We start from the raw sequence: 15,364 nt of genomic DNA on the forward strand, positions 1-15,364 counted from the left end.
GATCTCCGGTCGTGGCGGGTTGCGGGGCGGCCTCACTGTGCGTTCGTTTGCCGGGTGGCGAAACAGGGCCGGCACCGGGTGGTGAATATGTTTACCAAAGCCGCGCGCAGCCAAGGCCGTGAGCCCTCCACATCGGTGCGCAAACGCGGGCCGCCGCGCCCCGGCACAGGGCAGCGGCGCGCCCCCGTCCCGACGTCACGGCGATGCACCAACGTGCGGCCGCCCCGCGCATCGGCTTGCCGGCCAGTCCAGTTTTGTGGACGTCCCTCCCGCGCCCCCTGTTCGCCCCCGGCGCGAGTTCCTAGACTGCGCCGGCCGCAGCGAAACCTTTGCTGCCCCGAACCACCTCCCGACCTCGCCATGAAAAAACTCCTCCTGGGCCTGGCCCTCGCCGCCGCCACCGCCGCATCGCCGGCATGGGCGCAGACCGACGCCTGGCCCGCCCGTCCGATCAAGCTGGTGGTGCCCTTCGCGCCCGGCGGCACCACCGACCTAATCGCCCGCGCCATGGCCGACCGGCTGACCCGCGAACTCGGCCAGCCGGTGATCGTGGACAACAAGGCCGGCGCCTCCGGCGCCATCGGCTCCGACTTCGTCGCCAAGGCCTTGCCCGACGGCTACACCATCGGCATGGCCACGGTCACCACGCATGCGGTGAATCCCGCCGTGTTCCCCAAGCTCAGCTACAACGTGCTGCGCGACCTGGCGCCGGTCACCCAGCTGGTGTCGGTGCCCAATGTGATGACGGTCTCGCCCAACCTGGGCGTGAGCACCATGGCCCAGTTCCTGGCCCGCGAGAAGGAGCAATCCGGCAAGCTGACCTACGGCTCGCCCGGCCCCGGCTCCGAAGCCAACCTGATGGGCGAGCTGTTCAACCAGTCCGCCAGAACGCACATCCTGCATGTGCCCTACCGCGGCGCCGGCCCGGCCCTGCAGGACGCCATGGCCGGCCAGATCGACGCGGTGTTCGACAACCTGCCCTCCTCCCTGCCCTTCATCCAGACCGACAAGCTGCGTGCCCTGGCCGTGGCCGCGCCCAAACGCATCCCGCAGCTGCCGGCCGTGCCCACCTTCGAGGAAGTGGGCCTGAAGCCGGTCAACGACAGCTCCTGGTTCGGCCTGGTGGCGCCAGCGAAGACACCCGCCGCCATCGTCGACCGGCTGCAGGCCGCGTCGGCCAGGGTGCTGGCCACGCCGGACATGGTCGCCACGATGGAGAAGTTCGCCGGCACCGGCGTGGGCAGCAGGCCCGAGGCCTTCCGGGCGCTGCTGGAGAGCGAGCTGAAGAAGTTCAAGACCCTGGCCGACGCCGGCAACATCCGACTCGAATGAGCGACCTTCCCCACCAGACCGCCACCGGCCGCGCGCCGCGTGTGCTGGTCGGCCAGATCTTCCAGGAGGCCCACGGCTTCACGCCGCTGCGCACGCCGCTGGAGGCCTTCGCCATCGAGCGTGGCGAAGAGGTCATCGCGCAGAACCTGCAGGCCGATTCGGTGCTGGGCGGCATCCTGCGCACCGGGGTCGCCGCCGGCTGGGAGCTGGTGCCCTCCATCGCCGCGCGTGCCAGCCCGGGCGGCCGGGTGACCGACGCCGCCTACGACCACATCCTGTCCGCGCTGCTGCAAGCCGCGCGCTCCGGTCCGCTGGACGCCATCGCGCTGTGCCTGCACGGCTGCATCCAGACCGAGAGCCTGGACAGCGCCGAGGCCGACCTGCTGCATCGCCTGCGCGAGATCGTGGGGCCACGGGTGCCCATCGTGGCCGGCTTCGACCTGCACGGCCATGCCGGCGGCGGCATGCTCGAATACCTGGACTTCGCCTCCGCCTACAAGACCAATCCCCACGGCGATGCCGCCGCCACCGGCGAGCGGGTGGCGACGGTGCTGGCCGGCATGCTGAAGGGCGAGCTGCGGCCCGTGGGCATGCAGGTGCTGGTGCCCATGCTGACCGGCGGCAACGACGAGACCGGCAGCGGTCCGCTGCTGCGGCTGCACACCCTGGCGCGCGAACGGGTGGCTGCGGACCCGCGGCTGCTCGACGCCTCCATCTTCAACGTCAACCCCTTCATCGACGGCGCGGGTGTGGGGCAGACGCTGCTGGTCTATGCCACCGGTGCCGAAGGCCGTGACAGCGCGGCGGCCCTGGCCGAGACGCTGGCAGAAGGCATCTGGAGCGCCCGCGCGGAATTCACCCACGCCCTGCCCACGCTGGAAGAGGTGCTGGCACAGGCCCGGGGCCGCGTCGTGCTGGGAGACTTCGGCGACCGCGTGCTGGCCGGTGCACCCGGCGACAGCCTGTTCCTCGCCAGGCAGGTGCTGGCGCGGCACCCGGCCTTGCGTGTGGTGGCGCCGGTCACCGATCCCGCTGCCCTGATGCTCTGCCAGCAGGCCGGCGCCGGAGCGCAGGTCACGCTCCCGGTGGGCTGGAGCATCACGCGAGCCGAGGCACCGCTGCAGCTCGAAGGCACCGTGCTGGCCACCGGCGTGGGTGTCTACCGCAACCGCGGCGCCTTCATGCGCGGCGCCACGCTGCAGGTCGGCGAATACGCGGTGCTGCAGGCCGGCCGCGCCACCCTGCTCATCACCCGCAATCCGCTGATGAGCCAGGACCCGGGATGCTTCCTGGACCTGGGCATCGATCTGGATGGCGCGGATGTGATCGTCGTGAAGTCCGGCTACCACTTCAAGCTGGCCTTCGGCGACTGGGGCGATTGCGTGTGCATCGCCACCCCCGGGCTGACGGTGTTCGACCCCACCACGCTGGACCTGCAGAAGGCCCGTCCGCTCTATCCGCTGGACGCGCCGGAGTTCCATGCCCGGGCCGTCCCGGCCCGATCAACGCAGTTCGATTTCACGACAGGCCGACAGGACTTTGGGAATGCTTATGAGCAATCTGGTGGGTGATGTTTCCAGCTCGGCACGTGTGCTGCCCGAGCTGCATGGCGAAAAACTCTTCATCGCGCGCGGCCGGGGCGCCTATCTCTGGGACGAACAAGGCCGCCGCCATATCGACACCGCCCTGGGTTTCGGCGCGGTGCTGCTCGGCCATTCGCGGGCCGCCGTGCTGGAGCCGGTGGCCCGTGCGCTGCAGGATGCCGCCTCGCCCTCCTGGGCCCATGTACGCGAGCACCCGGCCGCCACCGCCCTGGCGCAGTTCACCGGCGCCATGAGCAAGGTGATGTTCACCAACTCCGGCAGCGAGGCGGTGCACCTGGCCTGCCGCGCCGCGAGGGCCTTCACCGGCCGGGGCCGCATCGCCAAGATGGCGGCGGGCTTCGACGGCTGGTTCGACGAAGTCACCCTCGGCAATGTCTCGACCGCCGAAGCAGCCTTCGCCGATGGGGCCAGGCCCGCCACCGAACGCACCACCGTGCTGCGCTTCAACGACTTCGAGGACGTCGAGCGCCTGTTTCAGGAAGACCGCGACATCGCCGCCGTGGTCATGGAGCCCATGCTCGCCAACGCCGGCTGCATCATGGCCGCGCCCGGCTACCTGCGCCATGTGCAGGACGTGGCGCGCCGGCATGGCGCTTTGGTGATCGTCGACGAGGTGCTGATGGGTTTCCGGCTCTTCGCGGGCCTGACCAGCCTGCGCGAAGGACTCACGCCGGACATCGCCACCGTCGGCAAGGCCATCGGCAACGGCGTGCCGGTATCGGCCGTGGTGGGCCGGCCCGAGGTGCTGGCCGGCTTCGAGCGCGGCACCGTGCTGCGCGGCGGCACCTTCAGCGGCAACCCCATGGCCTGCGCCGCGCTGCTCGCCACCCTGCAATGCCTGCGCGAGAGCGACTACGAAGCGCTCGCTGCCAAGGGCGATGCCCTGCGTGGCTTCATCGAGGCCGAGTTCGCCCGCCAGGGCATCACCGTGAGCACCAGCGGCTTCGGCACGGTGTTCAGCGTGTGGCCCTGCGCCACCGCACCGCGCAGCTACGAGGAGGCGAGCCGGGCCGCATCGCCCGCGTTCTCGAAGGCGCTGCACCTGGCGCTGCGCGAGGCGGGGCTGCTGGTCATGCCCTCGCCCTACGGCCGCATCTATCTGTCCTTCGACCATGACGATGAGGTGCTCGGGGAAATGAAAACCGCCTTCGCACAGGCGGCCGCCCGTATGGCCGCCGACTTCGGCAGCACCGCACCCGCGCGAGCCAAGGCCATCCCCGCATCGGCCTGAGGGCAGCGTTCGCGCGATGGACTTCTACACCCAGCTGCGCATTTTCCTGTGGGCCATCGAGGCGGGCAATTTCTCGTCGGCCGCACGTGAACACGACCTGGCGCCCTCCACCGTCAGCAAGGCCATCGCGGCGCTGGAGGCCAGGCTGGGCGTCAAGCTGTTCCAGCGCGGGCCGCAGGCCCATCGCGTGACCGCCGAGGGCGCCGCCTACCAGCCCAGCGCCCGGGCGGTGATCGACGCGATGGCGGTGGCCGAGTCCGCCGCCGGCACCTTGGCGCAGCGGGTGGCCGGCGTGCTGCGCATCCACGCCCTGCCCACCTTCGCCAAACACCAGCTGCTGCGCTGGCTGCCCGAGTTCCTGGCCCGCTATCCGGAGCTGCGGGTGGAGCTGTCGGTGGGTGCGCAGTACGTGGACCTGTTCGACCAAGGCGTGGACATCGCGATCCACAGCGGCGTGCTGCCCGATTCGCCGCATCGGGCGCATCGCATTGGCGCCTCGGACTGGCTGGTCTGCGCCGCGCCCTCCTATCTGGCACGGCACGGCGAACCCGCCGTGCCGGAGGACCTGCTGCGCCACACCTGCTTCAACTTCAGCTTCGCGAGCCCATGGAACAGCTGGTCGTTCCGGCGCGGCGAAGGTGTGGTGGTGGTGCCGGTCGAATGCCAGGCTTCCTTCACGCAGGGCGACATGCTGCGCGAGCTGGCGCTGGACAGCGCCGGCATCGTGCGGCTGGCGGCCTTCCATATCGGCGAGGACCTCGCGGCCGGGCGGTTGGTGGCCCTGCTGGGCGACTTCCACCTGCCGATGCCGGAGCCGATCTACCTGGTGCATGCGCACCGCGAGCAGCACAGTCCGCGGGTGCGGGCCTTCGTGGACTTCCTGAAGGCGCGGGTGGATACGCAGGCCTGGGTGGTCAGGCAGGACTGATCCGCATCGAATCGAGGCCACGGCAGCACTTGCTGCCTCTGCTTGGCCACATGCTTCCCGATCGCCCTGGCGGCGGTCCCGCCGACGTTGCGCAAGGGCAAAATGGCGCCCAACGTGCATGCGGGCGCTTGAACCACGCAAGGATTCCAGTGAAGTGTGAAGATCATTGAGGACACCCAGGAAAATGAACACCCCTCCATTCGGGCTCCTCGCGCCGGTCCAGAAGGTCCACATCGAGAACTTTCGCGGCGTCCGAGACCTCTCCGTCGAATTGCATGAACATGTGACCGTGTTCTTCGGCATCAATGCCGCTGGCAAGACCACGCTGCTGGACGCGCTCGCCATCGGCCTGGGCGCCTATGTCACCCGTGTCCCGAAGGCCAAGGGGCTCACTTTCCAGAAGCACGGCGACATCCGCATTCCCTGGAAGAGCCACCCGCAGTGGAATGAGAAACGTGGCGTGGAGCGCGCTTACGCGCGAGTCACCGTCACCTGCGCAAACCGGCTCGAATGGGACGTCCACAAGCTGCGCTGGGCAGCGGACCGCGCCGGCGGCCCCTTCATCGGCCTGAAGCAGCTTCACGAAAAGTTCGACCCGCTTCTGAGAGAGGCCCTGGAAGCCGGCCAGGACGACGCCGGCACGGCGAGCGCGTTACCGCTGGTGGCCGCCTACGGCACGGAACGCGCGGTGGTAGCCCTGCCGCTGCGCAAGCGCGACTTCAAGAACGACTTCCATCGCCTGAACGCCCTCGACGAATCGCTCAAGACCAGCACCCGCTTCAAGAGCGTGTTCGAGTGGTTCGTGGTGGCCGAGGACGAGGAGCGCCGGGAGCGGGAACGCCGCAAGGACTTCGACTATTGCCATCCACCACTCGAATGGGTGCGCGGTGCCGTGATGCGCGCCGGCCTGCGCTGCCAAAGGCCGCGCATAGAGACCAGGCCCAATCTGCGCATGATGGTCGATCTGACGCACCCGGACGGCTCGCTGGAAGAGATCGACATCGCCTCGCTATCCGATGGCTACCGGACGCATTTCGCGCTGGTCGTCGACATTGCCCGGCGCATGGTGCAACTCAATCCCAGCGACAACCTGGCAGCGCCTGACCGAGGCACCAACACCGAGGCGCTCATCCTGATCGATGAAATCGACCTCCACCTCGATCCGACATGGCAGGCCCGTGTGGTCAAGGGCCTGCGCGATGCGTTTCCGCGCGCCCAGTGGGTGCTGACCACGCACTCCGAACAGGTCATCGGATCGGTGCCGGCCGCGTCGGTGCGCAAGCTGGTGGCCGGCGACGGGGAAGTGCTGGTCGAACCCGTTCCGTTTGCGGAAGGAGCGACCAGCGAACGCATCCTCATCGAACTGATGGGCGCGAAGGAACGCGCAGGCGATGCGACCGATGGCCCCAACACCATGCGCCTGAAAACGTACACGGACCTCGTGAGAAAGGGGCAAGGCGCGGCGCAGGCCGCCCAGGCCCTGCGTGAAGAACTCGAAACAGTCCTCCCGGGCGATGAGCGGCTGCACCAGGCGGACCTGGAAATGCAGAAACGCGAGCTCCTCCGCAAGATCACGGGGAACGCCCCGTGAAGCATGTGCGCGCGCTCGCGGCGCAGCCTCCCCTGCTTCGGGAATACAACACAAATCACCCGGACGAAGCGCTGCGCCCGGCCGATGAAGCCGCCGCCGCCTGGGAAGCATTCAAGGCGGACCGGGCCGCCCATGCACAACTGCTCGATCACCTGACCCGGGCACAACAGGGCCTGTGCATCTATTGCGAGCAGCGGCTGGTCAACGCCGCCGGGACGCTTGTGCCGATGGACTGCCAGGTGGAACACGTGTTGCCGAAGTCGGGCGCTGCCGGACGGGTACTGGATTGGCAGAACCTGGCGCTGGCCTGCTGCGGCGGAACCTGGCCACACCACGACGACCCATCCCGCCGATACCAGTCGAAGCAGAACACATCGTGCGGCCAGACGAAGGATGCGAGTGTGTTGCCCTGCGACCCGCGAAACCTGCCGCTGCTCGATCCTTTGGTGCAGGTGGCTATGGACGGCACGCTGGAGGTGGATGCAGCCTGCTGCACCGCGGCAGCGGTGCAGCAGGCCGATGTTCTACGGGCGATCGAGCTTCTGAACCTTGACTGCGAGCGGCTGCGCAAGACCCGGCAGGACATCGGGGACGACGTGCGGACAGCATTTGTCTCCTTGCTCCTGCAAATCCAAGCCATCCCACTGACGCCGCTGGAGCAGCGTCATGCGATCGAGCTGTTCGTCGCAGGCAGGCTTCAGCCCGACGTTCGGGGCAACTTGCTGCGTTTCTGGTCGGCGGAGCGCAGTGGGATCGGTGCTCCGGCTGAATCCTGGCTTGAGACAAGCCAGGCGCTATTTGTATGAACGGCGATGGGCTTCCGCCGCAAACGCCTCAACCCGCGCGATCCGGACCCGCGACCGGCCGCAGGATCCTGGCCGGATTGCCGGCCACCACCACCGCCGCCGGCACGTCCCGCGTGACGACCGCCCCGGCGCCGATCACGCTGCCCGGGCCGATGCTCACGCCCGGCAGCACCTGTACCCCCGCGCCGATCCAGACGTCGTCGCCGATCGTGATCGGATAGGCGTACTCCAGGCCCTGGTTGCGGCGCGCGGCGTCCAGCGGATGGCCGGAGGTGTGCAACCCCACATTCGGCGCGATGAAGACGTTGTGGCCGATGCGCACCCGGGCGGCATCGAGGATGACCAGGTTGACGTTGGCGTAGAAGTGGTCGCCGATCTCGATGTTGAAACCGTAGTCACAGAAAAAGGGGCCATCGAAGACCGGCCCCTCGCCCAGGCGGCCCAGCAGCGAACGCAGGATCTCGATGCGGGGCGCGCGCAGGTGCGCGGCCGTCTGGTTGAAGGCAAAGAGTTTGGCCTTGGCCGCATCCCTGTGCGCCAGCAACTCGGGATCGTGGTTGGCGTCGTAGAGCAGGCCGGCGGCCGCTTTTTCCATTTCGTTCAAGCTGGGTCCAGTGGGAATCGACAAGCCGCGGAGGCTACCGCAGCTTGCCCGGCGCTCAAGCCTGCGCCGGGAACCGGCCCAGCTGGAGGAACAGGCCGAACCAGTCCTCCATATGCCAGGTCGTGGCGACCCGGCCTTTCTGCAGGGTGTGGAACTCGTACAGGCGAAAGCTCACCTGCTTTCCGGTGGCGGCGATGCCGAACAGCGGGCCCTCGTGGGTGCCGGTGATCTCGCCGCGGACCGCGATCTTGCCCGGCTCCTGGACCGTGTCGTGAATGGTGATGCGCAGATCCGGAAGGGCCTCGCCCAGCATGCGGATGATGGCCTTGATGCCCTCCGGGCCGGCGGCCTGGCCGGGTGCCATCGGGATGTCCTGCCAGTCTGGTGTGAGGACCGTGTCGACAAGGTCGGGCTCACGTTCGCTAAAGGCACGGTAGAAGGTTTCGACGGCTTCGCGTTCGGCGCGAAGACGGGCGTTAGCTTGGTGTTCGGTGGCTGACAAAAGGGACTCGCATGTGTTGGTTGACGGGACGATTCTGGGCAGCTGCCTAAAATCCGTCCAACAAATCATCGATATATACGTTTATCAGCTCCATGGATTTTCACGGCATAGACCTCAACCTGCTGGTGGCCTTCGATGCACTGATGAACGAGCGCAACGTGACCCGCGCCGCGGCCCGGGTCGGCGTGAGCCAGCCGGCGATGAGCGCCGCGCTTTCGCGCCTGCGGCTGCTGCTGGCCGACCCCTGTTCCTGCGCGGCGCCGGCGGGCTGCTGCCGACCCAGCGTGCGCGGGATCTCGCCGAACCCCTGTCCCAGGCGCTGGCGCAGATCGAGGCCACGCTGGTGAAGCCGACCGGGTTCGTGCCGGCCCAGGCCGCGCTGACCTTCAACCTGGGCCTGCAGGACTACCCGACCTTCGTGCTGCTGCCCGCGCTCCTGCAGGCCTTGGGTGAACAGGCGCCGAAGGTGCTGCTGAACGTGCGCGCCTTCAACGACCGCGACCATGCGGTCGACCTGCTGGATGCCGGCGCCATCGATGCCGCCATCGGCGTGGCGCCCACGCAGACGGACTCGCGGATTTCCAGCCTGCCCCTGCTGCATGACGAGTTCGTCACCATCGTCGCGCGCCGCAACCCTGCCGCCAGTCGCGGCATGACGATGAAGAACTACCTGTCGCTGTCGCATGTGCTGGTCTCGCCGGAGGGAGACCGCCACGGCATCGTCGACCAGGCGCTGGCCCGGCAAGGCAAGACACGCAGGCTGGGCCTGACCCTGCCGCAGATGTTCGCCGTGCCCGCCGTGGTGGCGCGCACCGACATGACGGCCACGGTGCTGAAGCGGTTCGCCTCGGCGGCGCAGGAGGCGGCCGATCTCGTCCTGTTTCCGCCGCCGCTGGCCTTGCCGGAGATGACATTCCATCTGATCTGGCACCGGCGGGTGGACAACAGCGTGGCGCAGGCCTGGTTGAGGGACCTGATCGGGGCTACCGCCGCATCGCTGTGACTAGCCGGCCTGCAGCCGGCCCCACCGCTCAGAACATCGTGTTGTCGTTGGCCGATTTCTCCGGAATCGGCTGAACCGCATCCCAGTGCTCGACGATCTTGCCTTGTTCGAGCTTGAAGATGTCGATGATGGCATTGCCCCGTGTGCCCGGCTCGCGCACCGCATGGACGTGAAGAATCACCGTATCGCCATCCACGAACGACGCCTTGATTTCGCTGTGCGACTGGGGAAACTTCTCACGCAGGAACGCGATGAACTTGCGAAAGCCCTCGGGCCCGTCCTGGGCGCCCGGGTTGTGCTGCACGTAGCGCGGGCCCACGAACTGCAGTGCCGCATCGGCGTCCTTCTGGTTCAGGCCCTTCTCGTAGAAGGCCAGCACGGCCTGGCGGTTCGACTCCTCCTGCGCCGTATGCGACTGGGACCAGCCGATGGAAGGGACGAGGAAGATCAGGGATGCGATGCAGGTGGTGAGCCGAACGGTCATGGGAGCTTTCTCAGGGATGTCATGGTGCTGTCGCGGAGGGCCCGAGATAGGCCGGCGCCCGCTCGTCGTTTTCGTAGCCGCCGTAACGGGTGTCCGCCGGGTAGTACTCGGTCTGGAACTGGACCTTGCCCGCCATCTCCGGGCCGGCGACATGGGCGATGAAGGCCAGCATGAGGTCGATGCCGGCCGAGACGCCGGAAGATGTCCACACATCGCCGTCGTGGACGAAGCGTTCTTCGACGACCTCGACGTCTGCGAGGGCCCGCAGCCTGTCGAGCGAAGCCCAATGCGTCGTGGCCTTCCTGCCGCCCAGGAGGCCTGCCGCATGCAGCACGAACGCGCCGGTGCAGACGGACAGCATGGCCTTGCAGTCCTGGGCCCGGTCGGCCACGAACTGCACGAGCGCCGGGTTGTTCACTTCCTTGCGCGTGCCCTGGCCGCCGGGGACCAGCAGGTAGTCCAGCGGCGGGCAGTCGGCGAACGAGTGGTCGGGGTTGACCGACAGCCCCTTGGCGCAGCGCACCGGCCCTGCGGACTCGGACACCAGGATGCACCGGTCGGGGCCACCGGAAGACGCCTGGGCCTTCCACATGGTCAGCATTTCCCAGGGTCCGATGAAATCCAGTTCCTCGACATTCTCGAAGATCAATATGCCGAAGTTCATGACCGGGTCCTGCAAGTTGGCGACCCGCCATGGTAGCCAGGATGCGCGGCCGCTGCCGGGTCAGCGATCCGCCAGCATCCAGTCTTCCGCCCGCTCGAACATGCCCTGCTCTCCCAGCTGCCGCAGCGCCACATCGGCCACCCAGCCGACGCGCTCCAGCGCATGGCGCATCAGCAGGATGCGGTCTTCGCGGTCGTCTTCTTCCTGGTTGTCGGCGGTGGCCGTCCGGGGACGCGACAGGACGATCGCGTTGGTGGCCAGGGTGCTGACTTCACGCAGCAAGGCGCGGGTCTGGACGGTGTCGGTGTGCTCTGGTTGCGACTCCGGGTTCTCTGTCTTCATGCTTGCCTCCTGATCGATGGCTCCACAAAGGAACTCCGCCGACCGCGCTTCAACACATGAAGGTGGCGGCGGCCCGAACAGGTTGGCGTACCGGCAGTTTCCCCGCGGAGAACCCGGCAGGGCGTGAGCCCTCCCACTCGAGCCGCCATAAACGAATCGAATGAAAGCCGCAGGGTTGCGGTTGCTGGGTCTGCGGCTTTCGCCGCAGGGAAACTGCCAGGACGCCAATCCTGTCCGCGCTTTTTTTGCGCGAGGGGCAAATGTAGTTCAGGCTGGCCGAGGCACGCAATCCAGCGAGCGGATCACGAGGCATCCTCAGCCGCGATCGCTCAGTCGATCAAGCCGATCTGGATATAGCCCTGCGTCGCCGTGTTCGTGCGTGCACCCACGACCGCGCCGATCTTCGCGCCCTGGGTCACGAAGAACTTGTTGGCCGGGATCTCGCGCGAGGTTCCGCCGCGCATGCCCAGCGGGCCGATGCTGGCGAGCGTATTCAGGTCCAGGTTCACCGCATAGGCGGTGCCGGTGGTGTCCACGCCGGTCGATGCCAGGCTGGTCGAAGTGACGTCGGCCTTGCCCCAGGCGCCCAGCGTGTCGGCGCCGCGGGCGGTGACGTTGGCGAAGGTGGAGATGTCCTGCGGGCCGATGCGGAAGACCCGGGTGGGGCCGTCCGGCACCACGGCGCCGGCGCCGAAGTACACGTTCTGTCCGCCGATCACGGCGATGCGGAAGTTGCCGATGTCGGTGGCGTCGGCGTTGTTCACGATGTGCCAGCTGCCGGCCGTGGTGTTGGGCGTCACCGTGTAGGTGTTGAAGCTGCTGCAGCTGGCCATGGCGGTCACGGCGACGCTGTTGCAGGTCTCGAAGATGGTGCCGGCGCCACGCACCCGCACCTGGCGAATGTTGGAGTCGCGGCCGGTGGCGGTGATGTCGATGCCCAGGCGGTTGTAGACGCCGTCGAGCTGCGCCGCGGTGGTGACCAGCGCGCGCGATGCCACGAAGGCCGTCACCGCATAACGCACCGGCGAGGCGAAGGCGACCGCGAAGGGGAACGAACCGACGATGTTGTTGCCATCCGCCGCCACCCGCAGGCGCGCGGTGTTGGTGGTGTTGGGGTTGAGCGGGCTCGTGATGTCCCAGGTGCCGGCCTCGCTGGCATTGGCCGAGATCGTGGCGCTGGCGGCCACGTTGTTCTCGTCGGTCATGACCAGCGACTTCGTGTCGAAATTGATGGCCAGTTTCTGGTTGCTGCCGTTGGTGGCGAACACGCTGTAGCTGCCGTTGCGGCTGTCGCCCGCGCCCACCTTCAGCACCACGGCCTTGGTGTTGCCAGAGCCGTTGACCGAGGTGGCGGTGACGGTATAGGTGACGGCGCTGGTGGTGCCGTTGACGAGCTGGCCGGACCAGAGCTGGGTCGTGGTGCTGGCCTTGGCGACCGTGATGGCGCTGCTGTCGCTGGCGCTGGTGCTCCAGGTGCTGGCCTGGTCGGTGCCGATGGAGACCGAGTCGCCGGGTGCCACCGCCACCTCGCCCGAAGCGCTGGGCGTGACGGCCGCGCCGTTGACCTGCAGGCTGACGCTGATCGGCGCATAGACGGTGCCGCCGTTGCCTCCTCCCCCGCCACAACCTGCCATGAAGAAAGCCAGCGCCAATCCGCTGGTACCCAGGAACCTGCTCACCGAAACCATGTTTTGCTGTCCGTGTTGTTGTCGATACGGCGCCGTCTTTTTGCGGAGCCGCGAAATCGTAACACCGCACTTACACAGAAGATGCCGTGCTTTACGAACACGCAACCATGGCCGCGCGGGTGTCGGCCTATGCCCGCTCAGGCCCCGCGCAGGCTCCTGACGGCGGTACGCAGCGAGTCCACCGCGAAGGGCTTGGTCAGCACCTGCATGCCGGGCTCCAGGTGGCCGTTGCCGATGACGCTGTTCTCGGCATAGCCGGTGATGAAGAGCACCTTCAGCTCCGGCCGGCGCTCGCGTCCGGCGTCCGCCATCTGCCGGCCGTTCATGCCGCCGGGCAGGCCGACATCGGTCACCAGCAGGTCGATGCGCAGGCTGGACTGCAGCATCTTCAGTCCGGCGACGCTGTCGGCGGCCTCCAGGGCGGTGTAGCCCAGGTCGGCCAGCACCTCGGCCACGATCATGCGCACGGTGGGTTCGTCGTCGACGATCAGCACCGTCTCGCCCTGGGCCGAGGGGGCGGTGTCCGCGGCGCTGGCCGCGGGCTCCTCGCCTTCGGCCTCGCCGTGGTGGCGGGGCATGTAGAGGTAGACGGTGGTGCCCAGGCCCGGCTCCGAATAGATGCGCACCTGGCCGCCGGACTGCTGGGCGAAGCCGTGGATCATCGACAGCCCCAGGCCGGTGCCCTGCCCGATCGGCTTGGTGGTGAAGAAGGGCTCGAAGACACGGGCCACCACCTCGGGATCATGCCGGTGCCGGTGTCGGTCACGCTCAGCGAGAGGTACTGGCCGGGCGCCAGGTGATATTCCTGCGCGGCCTGCTGGTCCAGCCAGCGGTTGGCGGTCTCGATGGTGATGCGGCCGCCGTCGGGCATGGCGTCGCGGGCGTTGATGCACAGGTTCAGCAGCGCGTTCTCCAGCTGGCTCGGGTCGATGAGCGCGGGCCAGAGGCTGGCCGCGCCCACGGTCTCCAGCGTGATCTGCGGGCCGATGGTGCGGCGCACCAGCTCCTCCATGCCGCTCACCAGCCGGTTGACGTTGGTGGGCTTGGGCGTGAGTGTCTGGCGGCGAGAGAACGCCAGCAGGCGATGGGTGAGCGCGGCGGCGCGGCGGGTGGCGCCCTGCGCCACTTTCACATAGCGCTCCAGGTCGGCATGGCGGCCCTGGGCGATGCGGGCGTTCATCAGGTCCAGCGAGCCGGAGATGCCGGCCAGCAGGTTGTTGAAGTCGTGCGCCAGGCCGCCGGTGAGCTGGCCGACGGCTTCCATCTTCTGCGACTGGCGCAGCTGCTCCTCGGCACGCAGCAGTTCGGCGGTGCGCTCGGTCACGCGCTGCTCCAGCGTCTCGTTGAGGGCGCGCAGTTCGGCGGCGTTGCGGTCGCGCTCGGCGGCGACGGCGCGGCGGTCTTCCACGTCGATCAGCACGCCGGGGAAACGCAGCGGGGTGCCGTCCGCGGCATGCTCGACACGGCCGTTGGCCTCGATCCAGTAGTACTGCCCGTCCGCGCGGCGCACCCGGTACTGGTGGGCATAGGTACCGCCGTGGCGGATGGCATCGCCGATGGCCGCAGCCAGGCCCGCCTGGTCGTCCGGGTGCACGGTCGCCACCACCTGGGCCAGGCTGATGCCGCTGCGGCCGATGGCGGGGTCGAGGCCGAAGGCGACGGCGAAGGCTTCATCGACCGTGAACTTGTCCGTCGGCAGGTCCCAGACCCAGGTGCCGATGATGGCGCCCGCCGCCAGGGCCAGCTGCACCCGCTCGCCGTTCTCGCGCGCCACGGCCTCACTCACCCTCAGGCGCTCCTCGGCCGTTTTGCGGGCGGTGACGTCGTTGAAGAAGATGGCGATCTGCCGCTCCTTCGGATCGCCGACGCGGATGGCCCGCACGTCGAACCAGCGGCCGAAGGCCTCGGCATAACTCTCGAAGTTGGCGGGCTGGCCGGTGCGGGCCACGCCGCCGTAGGTGTCGAACCAGAACTGTTCCAAGTTGGGCGCGAACTCGGTGACCCATTTGCCGCGCAGGTTCACGCCGGACTCGCGTTCGAAGGCCGGGTTGGCTTCCACGAAGCGGTAGTCGATGGGTTTGTCCTGCGCGTCGAATTTCACTTCGACGATGGCGAATGCCGTCTCGACGGTTTCGAGCAAGGTCTTGAAGCGGTCCTGCGACTGGCGCAGGCGTTCGCCGGCTTCCTGCTGGTAGGTGCGGTCGCGCAGGATCTTGACGTAGCCGTAGTGCGTGCCGTCGTCGTGCAGCAGCGGCATCAGCTCGCCTGAGGCCCAGAAGCGCGTGCCGTCCTTGCGCAGGTGCCAGCGTTCGTCGCTGGCGCGGTCGTCGGTCCGCGCCAGCTGCATCTCGTGCTGCAGCCGGCCGCTGGCGCGGTCCTCCGGCGTGAAGAAGCGTTCCGAGGTGCCGCCGACCATCTCGTCGGCGCGCCAGCCGAGCACCCGCTCGGCGCCGGAATTCCAGTCGGTGACGATGCCTTCGAGATCGGTCACGATGACCGCGAAGTCGATCGCGCTCTCGATGACGTTCTGAAGGTGGGAAGAAGCAGCGGGCGAGGTTTTGCGCACAGGGGATTCTAGGGGGCCC

Annotated in this window: 14 protein-coding genes and 2 pseudogenes; 8 read left to right on the plus strand and 8 right to left on the minus strand. The window is 68.1% G+C overall.

The genetic code is table 11. From position 1 onward, the window contains the following. Positions 1-360: 360 nt before the first annotated feature. The 6 genes from GT347_RS06845 (at position 361) to GT347_RS06870 (ending at position 7,492) form a co-directional block, all read left to right on the plus strand. On the plus strand, positions 361-1,332 hold the full coding sequence (locus GT347_RS06845; RefSeq protein WP_160551250.1) for a Bug family tripartite tricarboxylate transporter substrate binding protein: 972 nt from the start codon (positions 361-363) through the stop codon (positions 1,330-1,332). Next, the gene (locus tag GT347_RS06850) at positions 1,329-2,903 is read left to right on the plus strand and encodes a M81 family metallopeptidase (protein WP_160551251.1); all 1,575 of its coding nucleotides are present in this window, start codon (positions 1,329-1,331) and stop codon (positions 2,901-2,903) included. Before GT347_RS06845 ends, GT347_RS06850 begins: the two co-directional genes overlap by 4 nt. Further along, positions 2,878-4,167 (plus strand): aspartate aminotransferase family protein, encoded by a 1,290-nt coding sequence (locus GT347_RS06855; RefSeq protein ID WP_229722765.1) that lies wholly within the window; start codon positions 2,878-2,880, stop codon positions 4,165-4,167. The genes GT347_RS06850 and GT347_RS06855 overlap by 26 nt, the downstream gene beginning before the upstream one ends. 16 nt (positions 4,168-4,183) lie before the next feature. Beyond that, positions 4,184-5,095 (plus strand): LysR family transcriptional regulator, encoded by a 912-nt coding sequence (locus GT347_RS06860; protein WP_160551252.1) that lies wholly within the window; start codon positions 4,184-4,186, stop codon positions 5,093-5,095. A 184-nt stretch (positions 5,096-5,279) separates the two neighbouring features. Then, positions 5,280-6,686, plus strand: coding sequence for an AAA family ATPase (locus GT347_RS06865; protein WP_160551253.1), 1,407 nt, complete (start codon positions 5,280-5,282; stop codon positions 6,684-6,686). Next, positions 6,683-7,492 (plus strand): retron system putative HNH endonuclease, encoded by an 810-nt coding sequence (locus tag GT347_RS06870; RefSeq protein WP_160551254.1) that lies wholly within the window; start codon positions 6,683-6,685, stop codon positions 7,490-7,492. Before GT347_RS06865 ends, GT347_RS06870 begins: the two co-directional genes overlap by 4 nt. A 28-nt stretch (positions 7,493-7,520) precedes the next feature. On the opposite strand, the gene GT347_RS06875 is transcribed toward GT347_RS06870, so the two are convergent. Together GT347_RS06875 and GT347_RS06880 are read right to left on the minus strand one after the other, a co-directional pair. Beyond that, the gene (locus GT347_RS06875) at positions 7,521-8,087 is read right to left on the minus strand and encodes a sugar O-acetyltransferase (RefSeq protein ID WP_195812403.1); all 567 of its coding nucleotides are present in this window, start codon (positions 8,085-8,087) and stop codon (positions 7,521-7,523) included. A gap of 64 nt (positions 8,088-8,151) precedes the next feature. Then, entirely contained in the window at positions 8,152-8,598 is a 447-nt protein-coding gene (locus GT347_RS06880) for an ester cyclase (RefSeq protein ID WP_229722766.1), read from the minus strand. 92 nt (positions 8,599-8,690) lie between these two features. Here GT347_RS06880 and GT347_RS27930 point away from each other — a divergent pair, with 92 nt between their 5' ends. Together GT347_RS27930 and GT347_RS06885 are read left to right on the plus strand one after the other, a co-directional pair. Further along, the gene (locus tag GT347_RS27930; protein ID WP_326830388.1) at positions 8,691-8,945 is read left to right on the plus strand and encodes a LysR family transcriptional regulator; all 255 of its coding nucleotides are present in this window, start codon (positions 8,691-8,693) and stop codon (positions 8,943-8,945) included. Next, positions 8,942-9,601, plus strand: a complete 660-nt coding sequence (locus GT347_RS06885) for a LysR substrate-binding domain-containing protein (RefSeq protein ID WP_326830389.1) — start codon at positions 8,942-8,944, stop codon at positions 9,599-9,601. Before GT347_RS27930 ends, GT347_RS06885 begins: the two co-directional genes overlap by 4 nt. A 28-nt stretch (positions 9,602-9,629) precedes the next feature. Here GT347_RS06885 and GT347_RS06890 read toward each other — a convergent pair whose 3' ends face one another. From GT347_RS06890 to GT347_RS27450, 6 genes and pseudogenes are all read right to left on the minus strand, one after another. Further along, positions 9,630-10,085, minus strand: a complete 456-nt coding sequence (locus tag GT347_RS06890) for a nuclear transport factor 2 family protein (RefSeq protein ID WP_160551257.1) — start codon at positions 10,083-10,085, stop codon at positions 9,630-9,632. A 19-nt stretch (positions 10,086-10,104) separates the two neighbouring features. Beyond that, entirely contained in the window at positions 10,105-10,749 is a 645-nt protein-coding gene (locus GT347_RS06895) for a DJ-1/PfpI family protein (RefSeq protein ID WP_160551258.1), read from the minus strand. A 60-nt stretch (positions 10,750-10,809) separates the two neighbouring features. Further along, a complete protein-coding gene (locus tag GT347_RS06900) occupies positions 10,810-11,091 on the minus strand; it encodes a hypothetical protein (RefSeq protein WP_160551259.1) in 282 nt (93 codons plus the stop codon). 329 nt (positions 11,092-11,420) lie between these two features. Continuing rightward, a complete protein-coding gene (locus tag GT347_RS06905) occupies positions 11,421-12,779 on the minus strand; it encodes a hypothetical protein (RefSeq protein ID WP_160551260.1) in 1,359 nt (452 codons plus the stop codon). A gap of 137 nt (positions 12,780-12,916) precedes the next feature. Next, positions 12,917-14,949 (minus strand): annotated as a pseudogene (locus tag GT347_RS06910) (ATP-binding protein). A gap of 57 nt (positions 14,950-15,006) precedes the next feature. Further along, a pseudogene (locus GT347_RS27450) lies at positions 15,007-15,345 on the minus strand (PAS domain-containing protein); the annotation flags it as partial. Positions 15,346-15,364 lie beyond the last annotated feature (19 nt).

This window comes from Xylophilus rhododendri, assembly GCF_009906855.1.
In the GTDB taxonomy this organism is placed as follows: domain Bacteria; phylum Pseudomonadota; class Gammaproteobacteria; order Burkholderiales; family Burkholderiaceae_C; genus Xylophilus; species Xylophilus rhododendri.